The sequence below is a fragment of the Arthrobacter sp. TJ-178 genome (assembly GCF_058269275.1).
This window is the reverse complement of record NZ_JBZCNK010000004.1, coordinates 71,877-89,155: the sequence shown is the minus strand read 5'-3', so window position 1 is coordinate 89,155 and position 17,279 is coordinate 71,877. Positions and strand designations below refer to the sequence as shown.

Here is a 17,279-nt window from a genome sequence, read left to right as displayed (position 1 = left end):
TGTGGAACAGCAGGTCTACCCCCGCGGGGTTAAGCTGGGGGTAGATGTCGGCCAGGTCCGTGTGGGACTGGCTGTCAGTGATCCCGACGGCATGCTGGCCATGCCGGTCAAGACTTTGAAACGGGACGCTAAAAAGAACAGCGACATTCGAGTGGTCGTCCGTGAGGCGGAAACCCGGGGTGCCGTACAGGTTTTTGTGGGTCTGCCGCGCAGCATGCGGGGCACAGAAACCGCATCCACGCAAATGGCACGCGACTACGCAGACACTCTGGTGGCAGAGCTGGAACGCAGTGGAAATCCGCTTCCGGTCTCGCTTGTGGATGAGCGCCTGACCACCGTCTCTGCCCACCGGTCTCTGCACGAGGCTGGCTTGAACAGCAAAGATCACCGTAGAGTGGTTGATCAGGCGGCAGCTGTGGCGATTCTGCAGCACGCTATTGACATGCAGCGTTCCCAGAAACGCGATGTGGGGGAACCGGTTACAACGCGCCGGCAGCAGCGTCCCAACGACGCACTGCCGGCCCCGACACAGGAGCCAATCATTTCCCAGGACAACAAGCGCGGAAACGGTTCTGCGCTGTGAGCCACAGGTATCCGGACTACCCTTCGATGGGAACGGACCCCGATTCTGACCCGGCACCGCAGCACGACGCGGACTATGCCCCTGACGGTACAGCCCCCGTGGCCGAACTTTTCGAGGAAGCTGCAGAGACGCGCAAGAGCCGTCCGTCACCCGCCACGCAGCGACGCCGTCGCCGCCGCACCATTGTCATGGTGGTTGTCGCGGTGATTTTCGCCGGCGTGGTGTTCGGCCTGACCGTGTTCGTGCGGGACCTGCTGGGGCTGAATGAGGTCAAGGACTATGAAGGGTCCGGGACCGGCAGCGTGAGCTTTACCGTTGCCGAGGGTGACGGTCCCATGGTCATCGGCACCAACCTGGAAGCGGCGGATATTGTTGCCACTTCCAAGGAGTTCATCAACACGTTCCAGCAAGAGTCCGCCGGGCGCGAGATCCAGCCGGGCTCCTACGAGATGAAGCAGCAGATGTCCTCTTCCTCGGCGGTCGAGGCACTGCTGGGTGAAGAGGATCCCGGCGTTCACTATGCCGCCGTGGCCCGCGACCTGCGCCAGGGCGAAGTGTTTGAAATCCTCAGTACTTCCACCGGAATTCCGCTGACTGAGTTCGAAGCCCTGGCAAAGAACCCCCAGTCGTTCGGCCTGCCGGCGGCAGCCGTGAGCCTTGAAGGTTACCTGCATCCGGGTGAATACCGCTTCCCGCTGGACCAGGACGCAACCTCGATTGTCACGGAAATGGTGAACAGCACCTTCACGACCCTGGAGGATGCAGGCATCACGGACCCGGATGAGCAGTACCGGACCCTGACCAAGGCCAGCATCATCCAGGCGGAAGCCGGTGAAGCCGACTACGCCAAGGTGGCCGGAGCCATCGAGAACCGCCTGCGCGCCGACAACGTGGAAACGTCCGGGCTGATCCAGTCTGATGCGACGGTAACCTACGGCCTGGGGCGCAAGAGCTACGATCTGACGCCTGAAGAGAAGGCGGACACGTCCAACCCGTACAACACGTACGCGAACCCGGGGCTGCCGGTAGGGCCCATCGGCTCACCGAGCACCGAGGCCGTTGACGCGGCGGCGAACCCTGCCGACGTTCCCTTCTATTACTGGGTGACCGTGGACCTGGACACGGGCCAGACCGAGTTCTCCTCCACCCTGGCCGAACACGCCAAATTCGTGGAGCAGTACCAGCAGTGGTGCGGTACGCAGAAGCCGGGCAGGTGCGGGTAGTTGAACGGTTCCGCCGCACGGGCAGCAGTCCTGGGGCATCCGATCAGCCACTCGAAATCTCCGCTCCTGCACCGCGCCGCCTATGGGTTTCTCGGCTTTAGCTGTACGTACGACGCCGTCGATGTTCCCGAAGAGGACGCCGCCGTCTTCGCGGCGGCCCTCCGGGAACCGGATCCGGCCCAGCCCCGCTGGGCCGGATTGTCCGTGACGATGCCGCTGAAGACAGCCCTGCTCCCCGCCATGGACCGGCTGACGCCCATGGCACAGGCCCTGCAGGTACTGAACACCGTGACGTTTGAGTACACGGACAGCGGCGTGGTCCTCACGGGTCACAACACCGACGTCGAGGGGATCGTCCGCGCGCTGACTCATGCCGGGGCGCGCCCGGCACCGCGGATCGTTGTTTTGGGTTCCGGCGGCACGGCCTGCGCGGCGGTGGCTGCGGCAGGAATGCTCGGTGCCTCCTCCGTGGATGTCTATGCCCGCCGCTACCCGGAATCCGCCGACGGAACAGTTGCCGTGGAGGCAGCCGGAAGCCGCACCGGAACCGCACTTACCCTGCATCCCTGGGAGGAAGCGGCGGAAGCCTGCGCAGGCGCCGACGTCGTTATTTCCACCCTGCCGCCGCATGCCGCCGATTCCCTGGCCGACGCCGTCGCCGCGGGCACCGCGGATCTTGCCGGCACGGTACTGCTGGATGTTGCCTACGATCCGTGGCCCAGCCGCATCGCCGGTGTCTGGGAGAACCGGGGCGGGCGGATTGTGCCGGGCCTGGAAATGCTCCTGTACCAGGCGGTGGAACAGGTGCGCCTTTTTACCGGAGACCAATTCCGTGACCGGCAGGCCGTCACAAATGTGATGTGTGACGCAGTGGGAGCACCGCGGCGCTGAACGCGCGCACCGAACATGGCAGTATTGAAACCATGTTGCGTTGGTTGACCGCCGGTGAGTCCCATGGGCCTGCACTGGTAGGAATAGTTGAGGGCGTCCCCGCTGGCGTCGAAGTGGACACGGCCCTGATCCAGGAAGCCCTGGCGCGCCGCCGCCTCGGCTACGGCCGCGGTGCCCGGATGAAATTCGAACAGGACCAGGTCCGGATCCTCGGCGGTGTCCGCCACGGCCTCACCCAGGGCGGCCCGGTGGCCATTGAAGTCGGGAACACCGAGTGGCCCAAGTGGCAGCAGGTCATGTCCCCGGACCCGGTGGACCCCGCGCTGCTGGCCGATTCAGCGCGCAACGCCCCGCTGACCCGGCCCCGCCCGGGCCACGCCGACTTTACCGGCATGCAGAAGTACGGTTTTGACGAAGCCCGCCCCGTGCTGGAACGCGCCAGCGCCCGCGAAACCGCTGCCCGCGTGGCCCTCGGCGCCGTCGCGTCCTCCTTCCTGAAATCCCTGGGCATTGACCTGGTCTCGCACACGGTGAGCATCGCCGGCGTGGCCAGTCCCGAAGGGTCCGCCCTGCCCGGCCCCGGCGACGTTGCCGCGCTGGACGCTGATCCGCTGCGCTGCTTTGACCGGGACACCTCCGCCGCCATGGTGGCCGAAGTGGACGCCGCCCACAAAGACGGCGAAACGCTCGGCGGCGTGGTGGAGGTTGTGGCCTACGGCCTGCCGCCGGGACTGGGCAGCTACGTTCACTGGGACCGGCGCCTGGACGCCCGCATCGCCGGAGCCCTGATGGGAATCCAGGCCATCAAGGGTGTTGAAATCGGAGACGGATTCCTTACGGCCGCGCGCCGGGGCTCCGCTGCACACGATGAAATCCTGCAGGATGCCGGCGGCCGGGTCATCCGCTCCGGAAACCGCGCCGGCGGCATCGAAGGCGGCATGAGCATCGGCGAAGTCCTGCGCGTCCGGGCCGCCATGAAGCCCATCGCCACCGTGCCGCATGCACTGCAGACCGTTGACGTGAGTACCGGCGAACCCGCGCGGGCCCACCACCAGCGCTCCGACGTCTGCGCGGTTCCCGCTGCGGGAGTCGTGGCCGAGGCCATGGTGGCCCTGGTGCTGGCTGAAGCGGTCACGGAGAAGTTCGGCGGGGATTCGGTGGCAGAAACCGCCCGGAACCTCCGGACCTACCTGGAGAACATTCCGTCTGCCCTCGAGTCGGCTGGCACCAATGTCCGGCAGCCGTGACCCTGCGCACATTGTCCTGATCGGCTTCATGGCCGCCGGCAAGTCGGTGGTGGGACGGGAACTGGCTGCCCGCCACCGGCTCAAGTTCGTGGACACGGATCAGCTCATCGTGGAAAAGCACGGTCCGATTCCCGAGATCTTCTCCGCACGCGGCGAATGCGGCTTCCGTGAACTCGAGGCCCGCTGTGTCGCCTCGGCGCTGGCAGACAAGCCCCGTGCTGTCATCTCCCTCGGCGGCGGAGCGGTCCTGGACACCGGCACCCAGCAGCTGCTGCGCCGGGCCACGGTCGTGTTCCTGGACACGGACCTGGACACGGTCCGCCCCCGCATCCTCCGTTCCGGAAACCGCCCGATGCTCGCCGGCGACCCGCTGCGCCGCTGGGAAGAGCTGGCCAAGGCCCGGCGCCCCGTTTACGAATCCCTGGCCGACATCACCGTCGACACCAGGGGACTCACCGTCCCGGCCGTCATCAACCGGCTGACAACTGCCCTCAATGAAGGAGCTTAACCCCATGGCCTCCGATCCCACCGTTATCCCGGTGACCGGCGAAAGCCCCGCCAACAATTACGACGTCGTCATCGGCAACGGGCTGCTCGACCGCCTCCCGGCCATGCTGGGGGAGCGCGTGCGGCGCGTCCTGGTCATCCACCCGCGGGCTCTGCGCGCCACCGGCGACACTGTCCGCGACGAACTGGCCGCCACCGGCCTGACCGCCGTGACCGCCGAAATTCCCGACGCGGAAGAGGGCAAGCACATCCAGGTTGCCTCCTTCTGCTGGCAGGTCCTGGGCCAGAACGACTTCACCCGCTCCGACGCCATTGTTGCCGTGGGCGGCGGCGCCGTCACCGACCTGGCCGGCTTTGTGGCCGCCACCTGGCTGCGCGGCATCAAGGTAGTGCACATCCCCACCTCCCTGCTGGGAATGGTGGATGCTGCCGTAGGCGGCAAGACCGCCATCAACACCGCCGAGGGCAAGAACCTGGTGGGGTCCTTCCATCCGCCGGCAGGCGTGCTCGCGGACCTGGACGCCCTGGGAACCCTGCCCAAGAACGAACTGCTCAGCGGCATGGCCGAGGTGGTCAAGTGCGGCTTCATTGCCGACCCGGCCATCCTGGACCTCATTGAAGCGAATACCGAAGCTGTGGGGGACGGCGCCTCCGACGTCGTGCGTGAACTCGTGGAACGCTCCATCGCCGTCAAGGCCGAAATTGTCTCCGCGGACCTGCGCGAAGCCGGCCGCCGGGAGTTCCTGAACTACGGGCACACCCTGGGCCACTCCATCGAACTGGCCGAACGCTACCAGTGGCGCCACGGTGCCGCTGTTTCCGTGGGTTTGGTTTTTGCCGCCGAACTGGGGCGCATGGTGGGACGGCTCGATGACGCCACCGCGGACCGGCACAAGGAAATCCTCCAGTCCCTGGGCCTTCCGGTGACGTACCGGAAGGACCGCTGGTCGGCCCTCCTGGACGGGATGCGCCGGGACAAAAAGTCCCGCGGAGACCTGCTCCGCTTCGTGGTTCTGGACGGGCTCGCCAAGCCGTCCATGCTTGAGGTCCCCGACACATCGCTGCTGTTTGCGGCCTATCAGGAAATCGCTTCGGAGCCGCAGGGCGGGATCCGCCTCAGCTTGTAGGTGCCGGAGCAGGTAGAATGGTCGACGGACTTAAAACGAAACCTGGCGAATCAACGAAAGAGAAACTGTGGCGACGACCAACGACATCAAGAACGGCACCGTGCTGAAGCTTGAAGGCAACCTTTGGAGCATCATCGAGTTCCAGCACGTGAAGCCGGGCAAGGGTGGTGCGTTTGTCCGTACCAAGATGCGTAACGTGCGTTCGGGCAAGGTAGTGGACAAGACGTTCAATGCCGGCATCAAGATCGAAACGGCCTCCGTTGACCGCCGCGATTACCAGTACCTGTACCAGGACGGCGACGACTACGTCTTCATGGACACCTCCGACTACGATCAGCTGACCGTACCGGGGACCATCGTGGGCGACAACGCCAACTTCATGCTCGAATCCATGATGGTGACCATTGCCATCCACGAGGGCTCCCCGCTGTACATCGAACTGCCCCCGTCGGTGGTTCTGGAAATCACGTACACCGAGCCGGGCCTGCAGGGCGACCGCTCCACCGGCGGCACCAAGCCCGCCACCGTGGAAACCGGTTACGAAATCCAGGTTCCGCTGTTCCTGGAACAGGGAACCAAGGTCAAGGTAGATACCCGCAACGGCGATTATTTGGGACGCGTTAACGAGTGAGTGCACGCACAAAGGCCCGGACCCGGGCACTGGAAGTTCTGTTTGAAGCTGAACAGCGTTCAGCATCAGCCTTTGACATGATCAAGGCCCGCAGGGAACAGACCGATCAGACGATCAACCCCTACACCATGGACCTGGTGGAGGGTGTGGTTTCCATGCAGGAGACCATCGACGAGTTCCTGAGCACCTATTCGCAGGGCTGGCCGCTGGAACGCATGCCGTCCGTGGACCGCATCATCCTGCGGATCGGCGCCTGGGAGCTGCTGTACAACGACGACATCCCGGACAAGGTGGCCATCAGCGAAGCTGTTGAACTGGCCAAGACCCTGTCCACGGACGAATCACCGTCTTTCGTCAACGGACTGCTGGGACGGCTTCACCAGCTCAAGCCCTCGCTGCTTGCCTGATCGAGAGCTGAACGGCCGCAACCTGTGCACAGTGCAGGTTCCGGCACCATGAACCCGCCCGGCTTCCCAAGGGGAGCCGGGCGGGTTTTTTGCTGTCCGCATGCTGTCCCCTTGTTCTCCCGGACGCTAAGTTGTCCCGGAGGCTCAGTTGCCCCGGACGCTAATAGGCGCCGGCGGAACGTGCCAGCATCATGGAGCGGGCACGGGTGACATCGTGCAGGAGGGTCCGTTCCGTGGCTTGATTGGCCGGCACATCCCTGCCGGCGGCAATTTGCTGCCGTGTCAGGGCAAGCCGGGTGGCATCGGAGATAAAGGTTTTCATGGTGCGCCCTGCACCGAACCCGGAGGCCCAGGCCATTGCCTGGTGTCGGCCGGCACGGGTGGAGAGCATCAGCACTTCCTGGGGAGTGAACCACCCGGCCGCAGCATATTCGCCCAGCCGCTGCCGGGTCAGGCGCTGCTCCGCGCGGCGCAGCAGGATTACTCCCGTAACGGCCAGCACAAACAGCGGCACCTGAAGCAGGAAGTAGAAGGAAAAGAAGTTGCCGGAGGCCAGTGCAGTTCCCCCGTTCCACAGCATGTGCGCCAGGACGGCAATCACGAGGCCGCCGAAGAACGCCCCGATAATCCGGGCTGTTCCGCCGCGCTGCACGGCGAACCCCAGCGCCAGGCCAAGGGCCGAGGTGAACAGGACGTGGGCGAAGGGGGAGAGGAGTCCGCGCAGCACAAAGACAAAGCCCAGATGCACCCCCAGACCGCCGCTGCTGATCAGCGCTGAACCGAAGTACAGGATGTTCTCGGTGAACGCGAACCCCGCCGCCACCGTCCCGGCATAGACCACGCCGTCCACCGGACCGTCAAAGTGGCTGCGCCGCACAAACACCAGGATGAGCACACCCAGGCCCTTGGCTGTTTCTTCCACGATCGGAGCCTCGAAAACGGGGCCGATGTATTCCGGCAGGATTCCGGGCATCAGCAGGTACAGGAACTGGGCAAAGAAGGGCCCGACCAGCAGGCTGATGCCCACCGATACGCCCGCACCCCAGAGGAAGGCAAACAGCAGTGCTGAGCGCGGTTCCGGCTCCCACCGGTCCACCCAGCGCAGCCCCAGCAAGCAGATTCCCAGCGGAACCAGTGCAAGGATGCCGCAGAGGGTAAACGCCGCGGTTCCCAGCTGCCACCACAGGAACCAAGCCACCGCCAGGAGCACGGCAGCAGCGGCGATGATCAGCACAGCGGTGACGACGGTGCCCCTGCCTCCCCGCGGGGCTGCGGACCAGAGGGGCTGCACGGGTACCGGGCCGTGGTTCGGGGGTTGAACCTGTGCCGGCTGCGGGGCGCCCGGCGGCGTCCAGGGAACACGGTCCCGCTCCGGAAACTGGTCGGGACCGTGGCCGCTCATGAAATTCCGCCTGTCATAGGCCAACCATAAAAGGAAGAGGCTCCATTGCGCCGGATCCGGCGCGTCGGCAGCACCCCTTGTGACCTAAATCGCATGTACGGGAAACCTGGACCCCCGCAGCCGGATTGCCGGGCCGGCGTAACAGTTCACCGGGCACAGCGGTTGCCGTGATAGCTTGAACACGCATTCACCCTTTAAATTCCGTCCTGTGAGGCGGGGAAGGAGGAGGCAGACTATGGACTTGTCCAATTCGCCGGGCGCACCCGCGCCCGCACGCACAGTTCTGGCTTCAGCTGATATTGACCGCGCGCTTACCCGGATCGCACATGAGATCCTGGAAGCCAACAAAGGCGCCGATGACCTCGTCCTAATGGGGATCCCGCGCCGGGGCTACCCGCTCGCCCGCCGGCTTGCCGCCAAGATTGCCGCCGCTGACGCGTCAGTGGACGCCGATGCAATAGTGGGGCAGCTGGACGTCACGATGTTCCGTGACGACCTGGCCCGGCAGCCCACCCGCGCACCGCACGCCACCAAGGTTCCGCTGTCCGGAATTGATGACAAAGTGGTGGTCCTCGTTGACGACGTCCTCTACTCCGGTCGGACTATCCGCGCCGCCCTGGACGCGCTGACCGAGCTGGGCCGGCCCCGGATTGTCCGTCTAGCGGTCCTGGTGGACCGCGGACACCGCGAGCTGCCCATCCGCGCTGACCATGTGGGCAAAAACCTGCCCACCGCCGCCGCAGAGAAAGTCCGTGTCCGGCTGCACGAAACCGATGATCCGGCTGTGGACGAAGTGGTTATCGAGGCCGCCCCGTGAAGCATCTGCTCTCCACCCGGGACCTCAGCCGCACCGACGCACTGGCCATCCTGGACACCGCCGAGCAGATGGCGGCCGTCTCCCAGCGCGAGGTCAAAAAGCTGCCGGTGCTGCGCGGACGCACCGTGGTGAACCTCTTTTTCGAGGATTCCACCCGCACCCGCATCTCCTTCGAAGCGGCCGCCAAACGGCTCTCCGCAGACGTCATCAACTTCTCCGCCAAGGGCTCCTCTGTCTCCAAGGGCGAATCGCTGAAGGACACCGCGCAGACCCTGGCCGCCATCGGGGCGGACGCCGTCGTCATCCGCCACGGCTCCTCGGGTGCGCCGGCCCGGCTCGCCGGTTCCGGCTGGATCGACGCCGCGGTGCTCAACGCCGGGGACGGCACCCACGAACACCCCACCCAGGCCCTGCTGGACGCGTTCACCATGCGCCGGCACTGGGCCAGGCTGCACGGCACGGCCTCCACCGGCACCGACCTCACCGGCATGCACGTGGTCATTGTGGGCGACGTGCTGCATTCCCGGGTGGCCCGCTCCGACCTGTGGCTGCTGCGCACGCTGGGGGCGTCGGTCACGCTGGTGGCGCCGCCCACCCTGCTGCCCTTCGGCGTCGAATCCTGGCCCTGCGAGGTCAGCTATGACCTCGATGCCGCCCTGGAAACCCGGCCCGACGCCGTCATGATGCTGCGCGTGCAGGGCGAACGCATGCACTCCGCGTTCTTCCCCTCCGTCCGTGAATACTCGCGGCGCTGGGGCTTCGACGACGTGCGGCTCGGCCGGCTGGACGCCCTGGGCCTGACCGACACCATCCTGCTGCACCCCGGACCGATGAACCGCGGCCTGGAGATCTCCTCCAGCGCCGCCGACTCGCCCCGGGCCACCATCCTGGAGCAGGTCAGCAACGGAGTGTCCGTGCGCATGGCCGCCCTTTACCTTCTGCTGGCAGGCGGGGACACCCCCGCTGCCGCCGCCACCTTGGAGAACGCACAGTGACAACCCCCCACCTCCCGCCCGCCCCGGGCACCTATCTGATTCAGAACGCCTCCCTGCTGGGCAGGGAAACCGCCGACATCCTCATTTCGGGCGGCCGGATCGAGGCCGTCGGACCGGCGCTTGAGGCGCCGCAGGACGCCGTCGTTATCGACGCTGCCGGCCTGATTGCCCTGCCCGGCATGGTGGACCTGCACACCCACCTGCGCGAACCGGGCCGCGAAGACGCCGAAACCGTGGAAACCGGCACCCGCGCCGCCGCGCTGGGCGGCTTCACCGCTGTTCATGCCATGGCCAACTCCAACCCCGTGGCGGACACCGCCGGCGTGGTGGAACAGGTCTGGAGCCTGGGCCGCCGGTCCGGCTGGGTGGATGTCCGTCCCGTCGGCGCCGTCACCGTGGGCCTGGAAGGGGAGCGGCTGGCCGAGCTGGGTGCCATGGCAGACTCCCGCGCCCGGGTCCGCGTGTTCTCCGACGACGGCAAATGCGTCTCCGATCCCGTGCTCATGCGCCGCGCGCTGGAATACGTCAAGGCGTTCGACGGCGTGATCGCCCAGCACGCGCAGGAACCGCGCCTGACCGAAGGCGCCCAGATGAACGAGGGCGATGTCAGCGCCGATCTGGGCCTGGCCGGCTGGCCCGCCGTGGCCGAAGAATCCATCATTGCCCGCGACGTGCTCCTGGCCCAGCACACCGGGTCCCGGCTGCACGTGTGCCACGTGTCCACTGCCGGCTCCGTGGAGATCATCCGCTGGGCCAAGGAACGCGGCATCAACGTCACCGCCGAAGCCACCCCGCACCACCTGCTGCTCACCGACGACCTGGTCCGCAGCTACGACCCGGTGTACAAGGTGAATCCGCCGCTGCGCACAGCGGCCGACGTCGAGGCGCTGCGCCGGGGCCTGGCCGACGGCACCATCGACATCGTCGGCACCGACCACGCACCGCACCCCTCCGAGCACAAGGAATGCGAGTGGGCGCAGGCGGCGATGGGCATGACCGGACTGGAAACCGCGCTCTCCGTGGTCCAGCACGCCATGATCGACACCGGGCTGATGGACTGGGAGGGCTTCGCCCGGGTGACTTCCATCACTCCGGCCGCCATTGGCGGCGTGAAAACCCAGGGCCGGCCGCTGGCAGCCGGGGAACCGGCGAACGTCATATTGGTGAACCCGTCTGCGCGGCGGACGGTTGACCCTTCTAAGATGGCCTCAAAGGGACGCAACTCACCGTTTGCCGGCCTGGAACTGCCCGGCGTCGTGCAGGCAACATTCTTCGCCGGCCATCCCACGGTCCTGGATGCCGCCCTCAACACGCCTTCCCCCGTTTCCACAGAGGAGTCCGCATGGATCGCCTGATGTTCGCCCTGGGCACGCTTGCCCTGATCCTGGTGCTCCTGGGTCTTTTTGCCTGGAGCTGGCGCGGACGCCAGCAGCGCCAGGCGGGCGTACCGCGGCCGGTGCCGATGCCTGACGGCCTGGAAGTACCCCGCTTCCAGGCCCTGGGCCAGTACGTCTGCACCACCACCGCCGGGGACTGGCTGGACCGGATTGCCGTCTACGGCCTGGGCGTGAAGTCCAACGCCACCGCCGCCGTCTTCGATGAGGGGCTGCTGTTTGTCCGCAGCGGTGCCCCCGACCTCTGGATTCCCCGCGAAGACCTGGAGAGCGTCCGCCTGGAGCGGGGCATGGCCGGAAAATTCGTGGAAAAAGAGGGCCTGGTGATCGTCACCTGGAAGCTGGGCAGCACGAAAGTGGACACCGGTTTCCGCAACCGAACCCCCGAAGAGAAAACACCGCTGGTAACAGCAATTACCGAAATCCTGCCGGCCGAGCCGTCAGAAACAAGCGAGGAACAACTGTGACCGTCTCAAACACATCCGCTCCCACCCCGGCTGTCCTGATGCTTGAAGACGGCCGAACCTTCCGCGGCCGCAGTTACGGCGCGCAGGGAACCGCCCTCGGCGAGGCTGTTTTTGCCACCGGCATGACCGGTTACCAGGAGACCATCACGGATCCCTCCTATGCCCGCCAGCTGGTGGTGCAGACCGCGCCGCACATCGGCAACACGGGCGTCAACACCGACGACGCCGAATCCCGGCGCATCTGGGTGGCCGGCTACATTGTGCGCGACGCTGCCCGGCGCCCGTCGAACTGGCGCTCCGAGCGCACCCTGGACGAGGAACTGAGCGCCCAGGGCGTCGTCGGAATCTCCGGCGTGGACACCCGCGCCGTCACCCGCCACCTGCGCGAGCGCGGCGCCATGAAGGCCGGAATCTTCTCCGGAGCCGACGCCGCCCGCCCGGACAGTGAGCTGCTCGCCGACGTCCTGGCCCAGGAATCCATGGCCGGCGCCCGCCTTGCCGAGGAAGTAAGCGTGGACGCCGCCTACGTCATCGAGCCCAAGGACCACGGCTGGGAGGGGGAGCCGCGCTTCACCGTGGCCGCCCTGGACCTGGGCATCAAATCCATGACCCCGGTCCGCTTCGCCGAGCGCGGCGTGCGGGTGCACGTCCTGCCCGCCTCCGCCGCGCTGACGGACATTACGGCACTGAACGCCGACGGCGTGTTCATGTCCAACGGCCCCGGCGATCCCGCCACCGCAGACGTGCAGGTGGACCTGCTGCGCGACGTGCTGGACACCGGCATCCCGTTCTTCGGCATCTGCTTCGGCAACCAGATCCTGGGCCGTGCCCTGGGCTTTGGCACCTACAAACTGCGCTACGGCCACCGCGGCATCAACCAGCCCGTGCTGGACCGGCGCACCGGGAAGGTGGAAATCACCAGCCAAAACCACGGCTTTGCCGTGGATGCGCCGCTGGACGGACCCGTCACCGCGCCCGTTCCCCGCTTCGGCCGGGTGGAGGTCAGCCACGTGTCCCTCAACGACGACGTCGTGGAAGGCCTGGCCTGCCTGGACATCCCCGCTTTTTCCGTCCAGTACCACCCTGAAGCCGCCGCCGGGCCGCACGACTCGGCTTACCTGTTCGACCGTTTCGTGGACCTCATGGCCGCCAGCAAGATCAAGGAATCCCACTAATGCCCCGCAGAACCGACCTCAAGTCCGTCCTGGTTATCGGCTCCGGTCCGATTGTCATTGGCCAGGCCGCTGAATTCGACTATTCCGGCACCCAGGCGCTGCGCGTGCTGAAGGAGGAGGGCCTGCGGGTCATCCTGGTGAACTCCAACCCGGCCACCATCATGACGGACCCCGAGTTTGCCGACGCCACCTACGTGGAACCGATCACCCCCGAGATCGTGGAAAAGATCATCGCCAAGGAACGCCCCGACGCGATCCTGCCCACCCTCGGCGGGCAGACCGCGCTGAACACCGCCATCGCGCTGGACAAGAACGGCGTCCTGGAGAAATACAACGTGGAGCTGATCGGCGCCAACATTGCCGCCATTGAACTCGGTGAAGACCGCGAGAAGTTCAAGGGCGTCGTGGAACGCTGCGGCGCCGAATCGGCCGAATCCATCATTGTGCACAGCATGGATGAAGCCTTTGCCGCCGCGGAGAAGCTGGGCTACCCCATGGTGGTCCGCCCCTCCTTCACCATGGGCGGACTTGGCTCCGGCCTGGCCTACAACGCCGAAGACCTGCGCCGCATCGCCGGGGCCGGCATCCAGTACAGCCCGACCTCCGAGGTATTGCTCGAAGAGAGCATCCTCGGCTGGAAGGAATACGAGCTGGAGATGATGCGGGACAAGAATGACAACGTGGTTGTGGTCTGCTCGATCGAGAACTTCGATCCGGTGGGCGTGCACACGGGCGACTCCATCACGGTGGCTCCGGCCATGACGCTGACGGACCGCGAATACCAGAAGCTGCGCGACATCGCAATCGCCGTGATCCGCGAGGTGGGCGTGGACACCGGCGGCTGCAACATCCAGTTCGCCATCGAACCGGACACCGGCCGCGTCGTCGTCATTGAAATGAATCCGCGCGTCTCGCGTTCCTCCGCGCTGGCCTCCAAGGCCACCGGCTTCGCCATCGCGAAGATCGCCACCAAGCTCTCCCTCGGATACACCCTGGACGAGATCCCGAACGACATCACCAAGAAGACCCCGGCCTCCTTCGAGCCCACCCTGGACTACGTGGTGGTGAAGGTGCCGCGCTTCGCGTTCGAGAAGTTCCCCGCCGCCGACCCCACGCTGACCACCACCATGAAGTCCGTGGGCGAAGCCATGGCCATCGGCCGCAACTTCAGCGAAGCCCTGCAGAAGGCGCTGCGGTCCCTGGAACAGAAGGGCGCCTCGCTGTCCTTCGCCCCCGTGGATCCCGCTGACGTGCCCGCCCTGATCGAAGCCGCCAAGCGGCCCACCACCAACCGGCTTCAGCAGGTCCAGCAGGCCCTGCTCGGCGGCGCCACCGTGGAGGACCTCTACAACGCCACCGGCATTGATCCCTGGTACCTGGATCAGCTCCAGCTGATCAACGAGGTGGCCGCGGAAATCCGCGGTGCCGGAACGGTCAACGAGGAGATCCTGCGGCTGGCCAAGCGCCACGGCTTCTCCGACGAGCAGATCGGTGCGCTCACCAACACCCCGGAGGCCGTGATCCGCGGGGTCCGGCACGCCCTGAACATCCGGCCGGTCTACAAGACGGTGGACACCTGCGCCGCCGAGTTCGCTGCCTATACGCCGTACCACTACTCCTCCTATGACGAGGAGGACGAGGTGGGGCAGCACGAAAAGCCGTCCATCATCATCCTGGGCTCCGGACCCAACCGGATCGGACAGGGCATCGAGTTTGACTACTCCTGCGTGCACGCCACCATGGCGCTGCGCGAGGCCGGCTACGAGACCGTCATGATCAACTGCAACCCGGAAACGGTCTCCACGGACTATGACATCTCCGACCGCCTCTACTTTGAGCCGCTGACCCTTGAGGATGTCCTGGAGGTCATCGCGGCCGAGCAGCGCACCGGGGGAGTGCTGGGCGTCTTCGTCCAGCTCGGCGGGCAGACGCCGCTGAAGCTGGCCCAGTCCCTGGCCGACGCCGGCGTGCCCATCCTCGGCACCTCCCCGGAAGCCATCGACCTGGCCGAACACCGCGGCGCCTTCCAGCACGTCCTGGACGAGGGCGGGCTGATCGCCCCGAAGAACGGCACCGCCGTGTCCTTCGACGACGCCAAGAAGATTGCCGACGAGATCGGCTACCCCGTCCTGGTGCGCCCGTCCTACGTCCTGGGCGGCCGCGGCATGGAAATCGTCTACGACGAAGCGAACCTTTCGCGCTACATCGCCAACGCCACGGAAATCACCCCGGACCACCCCGTCCTGGTGGACCGGTTCCTGGAAGACGCCATCGAGATCGACGTCGACGCACTTTTCGACGGCACTGACCTGTACGTGGGCGGCATCATGGAACACATCGAGGAAGCCGGCATCCACTCCGGCGACTCCGCCTGTGTCCTGCCGCCGATCACCCTGGGCACCGACGTCGTCGACCGCGTCCGGGAAGCCACCCGCATCATTGCCGCGGGCGTGGGAGTGCGCGGGCTGATCAACATCCAGTTCGCCCTGGCCTCCGATGTGCTGTATGTCATCGAAGCCAACCCGCGCGCCTCGCGCACGGTGCCGTTTGTCTCCAAGGCCACCGGCGTGCAGCTGGCCAAGGCCGCGGCGCTCATCGGTACCGGGCAGTCCATCGCGGAGCTGCGCGCGGCCGGCAAGCTGTTCAGCGTGGGCGACGGTTCCGTCCTGCCGCTGGACGCCCCGGTGGCCGTGAAGGAAGCCGTGCTGCCCTTCAGCCGCTTCCGCACCCCCGAAGGTACCGTGGTGGATTCCCTGCTCGGCCCGGAAATGCGCTCCACCGGCGAAGTCATGGGCATTGACAAGTACTTCGACACCGCCTTCGCCAAGTCCCAGGCCGCTGCCAACTCCGCGCTGCCGACCGGCGGCAAGGTGTTTGTCTCCGTGGCAAACCGGGACAAGCGCTCCATCATCATGCCGGTGAAGCTGATGGTGGACCTCGGATTTGAGATCCTGTCCACCGGCGGCACCGCCGAGGTGCTGCGCCGCAACGGGATCACCGCCACCACGGTCCGCAAGGTCAGCGAGGGCACCGGGCCGAACGGCGAGGGCACCGTCGCGGACCTGATCACTGACGGGGAAATTGACCTGGTGGTCAACACACCCTCCGGCGGCCAGGCCCGCGGCGACGGCTACGAAATCCGGGCCGCCGCGACCTCGATCGGCTGCCCGGTGGTGACCACGGTCTCCGAATTCGGCGCCGCCGTGCAGGCGATTGAAGCGATGCGCTCCTACGAATGGGACGTCACCTCCCTGCAGGAGCACGCCGCCAAGCTCAAGGCTTCATCCGGTGTCTGAGCCTGAGCCGGCGCGGGCGTCCTTCGGCATCCGGCTGCAGCAGGCCATGGACGCCCGCGGCCAGCTGTGCGTGGGCATCGACCCGCACCCGGCGCTGCTGGCCGCCTGGGGACTGAACGACGACGCCGCCGCCCTGGAGCGCTTCTCCCTCACCGTTTTGGCCGCGGTGGGGGAGCATGCCGCGGCCGTGAAGCCCCAGGTGGCCCTCTTTGAACGTCACGGCTCCGCCGGGATGGCCGCCCTGGAGCGGGTGCTGGCTGCCTGCTCCGAGGCGGGCGTGCTGAGCATCGCCGATGCCAAGCGCGGAGACATCGGTTCCACCATGGCCGCGTACGCAGATGCCTGGCTGCGGGACGGCTCCGCCCTGGCCGCGGACGCCCTCACTGTCAGCCCGTACCTCGGCTTCGAATCGCTGCGTCCCGCACTGGATCTGGCCCAGGCAACCGGGCGCGGAGTGTTCGTCCTGGGACTGACCTCCAACCCTGAAGGCCAGTCGGTGCAGCACGCAGGCGGTGACCACTCCGTGGCGGCCCGGATCGTGGACGCCGCCGCAGCCGAAAACAGCCGTGAACTGGGACGGGCAGCCGCCGCCGCATCCGCTTCCGGGGATGCTTCCGGGGATGCTTCCGGCTCCGCATCCGGGGCGGCCCCCGTTCCCGCAAATCCGCGCCTGGGTTCCACCGGACTGGTGATCGGCGCAACGGTGGGAACTGCGCTGGCGGAACTGGGCATCCATCTGGCTGCTGCGCACACGCCTATCCTCGCGCCCGGTCTCGGCGCCCAGGGCGCCACCGCAGCGGATCTGGCGGCCACCTTCGGGGCCGCCTACCCCAATGTCCTGGCCACCTCCAGCCGGGACATCCTGCGGGCCGGACCGGAACCGGCCGCCCTGCGGGACGCCGCCCGGCGGACCCTGGCGGAACTGGCCCGGTAGCTTGCGTGCGGGGCCGCACTGGCATGTGCGGCCCCGCACGAGGCGCGGATCGGGTAGCGCGGCACGTTGCAATTGCGGTTCGGATGAGGCTACGGTTCAGACCGTACCCCCATACACCAAGCACCGCCCCAGCACCGCAGCTGCGCCATGTGCCGCAGTGCCGGGCCGGTCTCCGCCCGGGAG

The 17,279-nt window shown here is 66.7% G+C and carries 16 protein-coding genes; 15 read left to right on the top strand and 1 reads right to left on the bottom strand.

From position 1 onward, the window contains the following. Position 1: 1 nt before the first annotated feature. The 8 genes from ruvX (at position 2) to nusB (ending at position 6,616) form a co-directional block, all read left to right on the top strand. Positions 2–583, top strand: coding sequence for a Holliday junction resolvase RuvX (gene ruvX / locus AC4D2Q_RS11965; RefSeq protein ID WP_490925681.1), 582 nt, complete (start codon positions 2–4; stop codon positions 581–583). Beyond that, positions 580–1,806 carry an endolytic transglycosylase MltG gene (gene mltG, locus AC4D2Q_RS11960; protein ID WP_490946653.1) on the top strand — a complete coding sequence of 409 codons (1,227 nt, stop codon included), beginning with the start codon at positions 580–582 and terminating at the stop codon, positions 1,804–1,806. The genes ruvX and mltG overlap by 4 nt, the downstream gene beginning before the upstream one ends. Continuing rightward, entirely contained in the window at positions 1,807–2,697 is an 891-nt protein-coding gene (locus AC4D2Q_RS11955) for a shikimate dehydrogenase family protein (protein ID WP_490946651.1), read from the top strand. It begins immediately after the preceding gene. A 32-nt stretch (positions 2,698–2,729) separates the two neighbouring features. Then, positions 2,730–3,944, top strand: coding sequence for a chorismate synthase (aroC, locus tag AC4D2Q_RS11950; RefSeq protein ID WP_490925678.1), 1,215 nt, complete (start codon positions 2,730–2,732; stop codon positions 3,942–3,944). Beyond that, positions 3,928–4,452 (top strand): shikimate kinase, encoded by a 525-nt coding sequence (locus AC4D2Q_RS11945; RefSeq protein WP_490946650.1) that lies wholly within the window; start codon positions 3,928–3,930, stop codon positions 4,450–4,452. Before aroC ends, AC4D2Q_RS11945 begins: the two co-directional genes overlap by 17 nt. A 4-nt stretch (positions 4,453–4,456) precedes the next feature. Further along, positions 4,457–5,578: a 3-dehydroquinate synthase gene (gene aroB, locus AC4D2Q_RS11940; protein ID WP_490925675.1), complete on the top strand. Its 1,122-nt coding sequence runs from the start codon at positions 4,457–4,459 to the stop codon at positions 5,576–5,578. Between the two features lie 67 nt (positions 5,579–5,645). Continuing rightward, positions 5,646–6,209 (top strand): elongation factor P, encoded by a 564-nt coding sequence (gene efp, locus AC4D2Q_RS11935; protein ID WP_342024497.1) that lies wholly within the window; start codon positions 5,646–5,648, stop codon positions 6,207–6,209. Next, on the top strand, positions 6,206–6,616 hold the full coding sequence (gene nusB / locus AC4D2Q_RS11930) for a transcription antitermination factor NusB (protein WP_290167614.1): 411 nt from the start codon (positions 6,206–6,208) through the stop codon (positions 6,614–6,616). Before efp ends, nusB begins: the two co-directional genes overlap by 4 nt. Positions 6,617–6,776: 160 nt before the next feature. Here nusB and AC4D2Q_RS11925 read toward each other — a convergent pair whose 3' ends face one another. After that, positions 6,777–8,018 carry a PrsW family intramembrane metalloprotease gene (locus AC4D2Q_RS11925; protein ID WP_490946648.1) on the bottom strand — a complete coding sequence of 414 codons (1,242 nt, stop codon included), beginning with the start codon at positions 8,016–8,018 and terminating at the stop codon, positions 6,777–6,779. 235 nt (positions 8,019–8,253) lie between these two features. Between AC4D2Q_RS11925 and pyrR the strand changes: the two genes are divergently transcribed. From pyrR to pyrF, 7 genes are read left to right on the top strand one after another with little or no spacing between them, the layout of a single operon-like run. Further along, positions 8,254–8,835: a bifunctional pyr operon transcriptional regulator/uracil phosphoribosyltransferase PyrR gene (gene pyrR, locus AC4D2Q_RS11920; protein WP_490925672.1), complete on the top strand. Its 582-nt coding sequence runs from the start codon at positions 8,254–8,256 to the stop codon at positions 8,833–8,835. Further along, complete coding sequence (locus AC4D2Q_RS11915; protein WP_490946647.1) at positions 8,832–9,830, top strand: aspartate carbamoyltransferase catalytic subunit; 999 nt, start codon at positions 8,832–8,834, stop codon at positions 9,828–9,830. The genes pyrR and AC4D2Q_RS11915 overlap by 4 nt, the downstream gene beginning before the upstream one ends. Further along, a complete protein-coding gene (locus tag AC4D2Q_RS11910; RefSeq protein WP_490946645.1) occupies positions 9,827–11,185 on the top strand; it encodes a dihydroorotase in 1,359 nt (452 codons plus the stop codon). The genes AC4D2Q_RS11915 and AC4D2Q_RS11910 overlap by 4 nt, the downstream gene beginning before the upstream one ends. Beyond that, entirely contained in the window at positions 11,173–11,691 is a 519-nt protein-coding gene (locus tag AC4D2Q_RS11905) for a PH-like domain-containing protein (RefSeq protein ID WP_490946644.1), read from the top strand. Before AC4D2Q_RS11910 ends, AC4D2Q_RS11905 begins: the two co-directional genes overlap by 13 nt. 38 nt (positions 11,692–11,729) lie before the next feature. Next, positions 11,730–12,866 (top strand): glutamine-hydrolyzing carbamoyl-phosphate synthase small subunit, encoded by a 1,137-nt coding sequence (gene carA, locus AC4D2Q_RS11900; RefSeq protein ID WP_490947054.1) that lies wholly within the window; start codon positions 11,730–11,732, stop codon positions 12,864–12,866. Continuing rightward, complete coding sequence (carB, locus tag AC4D2Q_RS11895; protein WP_490946643.1) at positions 12,866–16,162, top strand: carbamoyl-phosphate synthase large subunit; 3,297 nt, start codon at positions 12,866–12,868, stop codon at positions 16,160–16,162. Before carA ends, carB begins: the two co-directional genes overlap by 1 nt. Next, entirely contained in the window at positions 16,155–17,096 is a 942-nt protein-coding gene (pyrF, locus tag AC4D2Q_RS11890) for an orotidine-5'-phosphate decarboxylase (protein ID WP_490946642.1), read from the top strand. Before carB ends, pyrF begins: the two co-directional genes overlap by 8 nt. Positions 17,097–17,279: the final 183 nt, after the last annotated feature.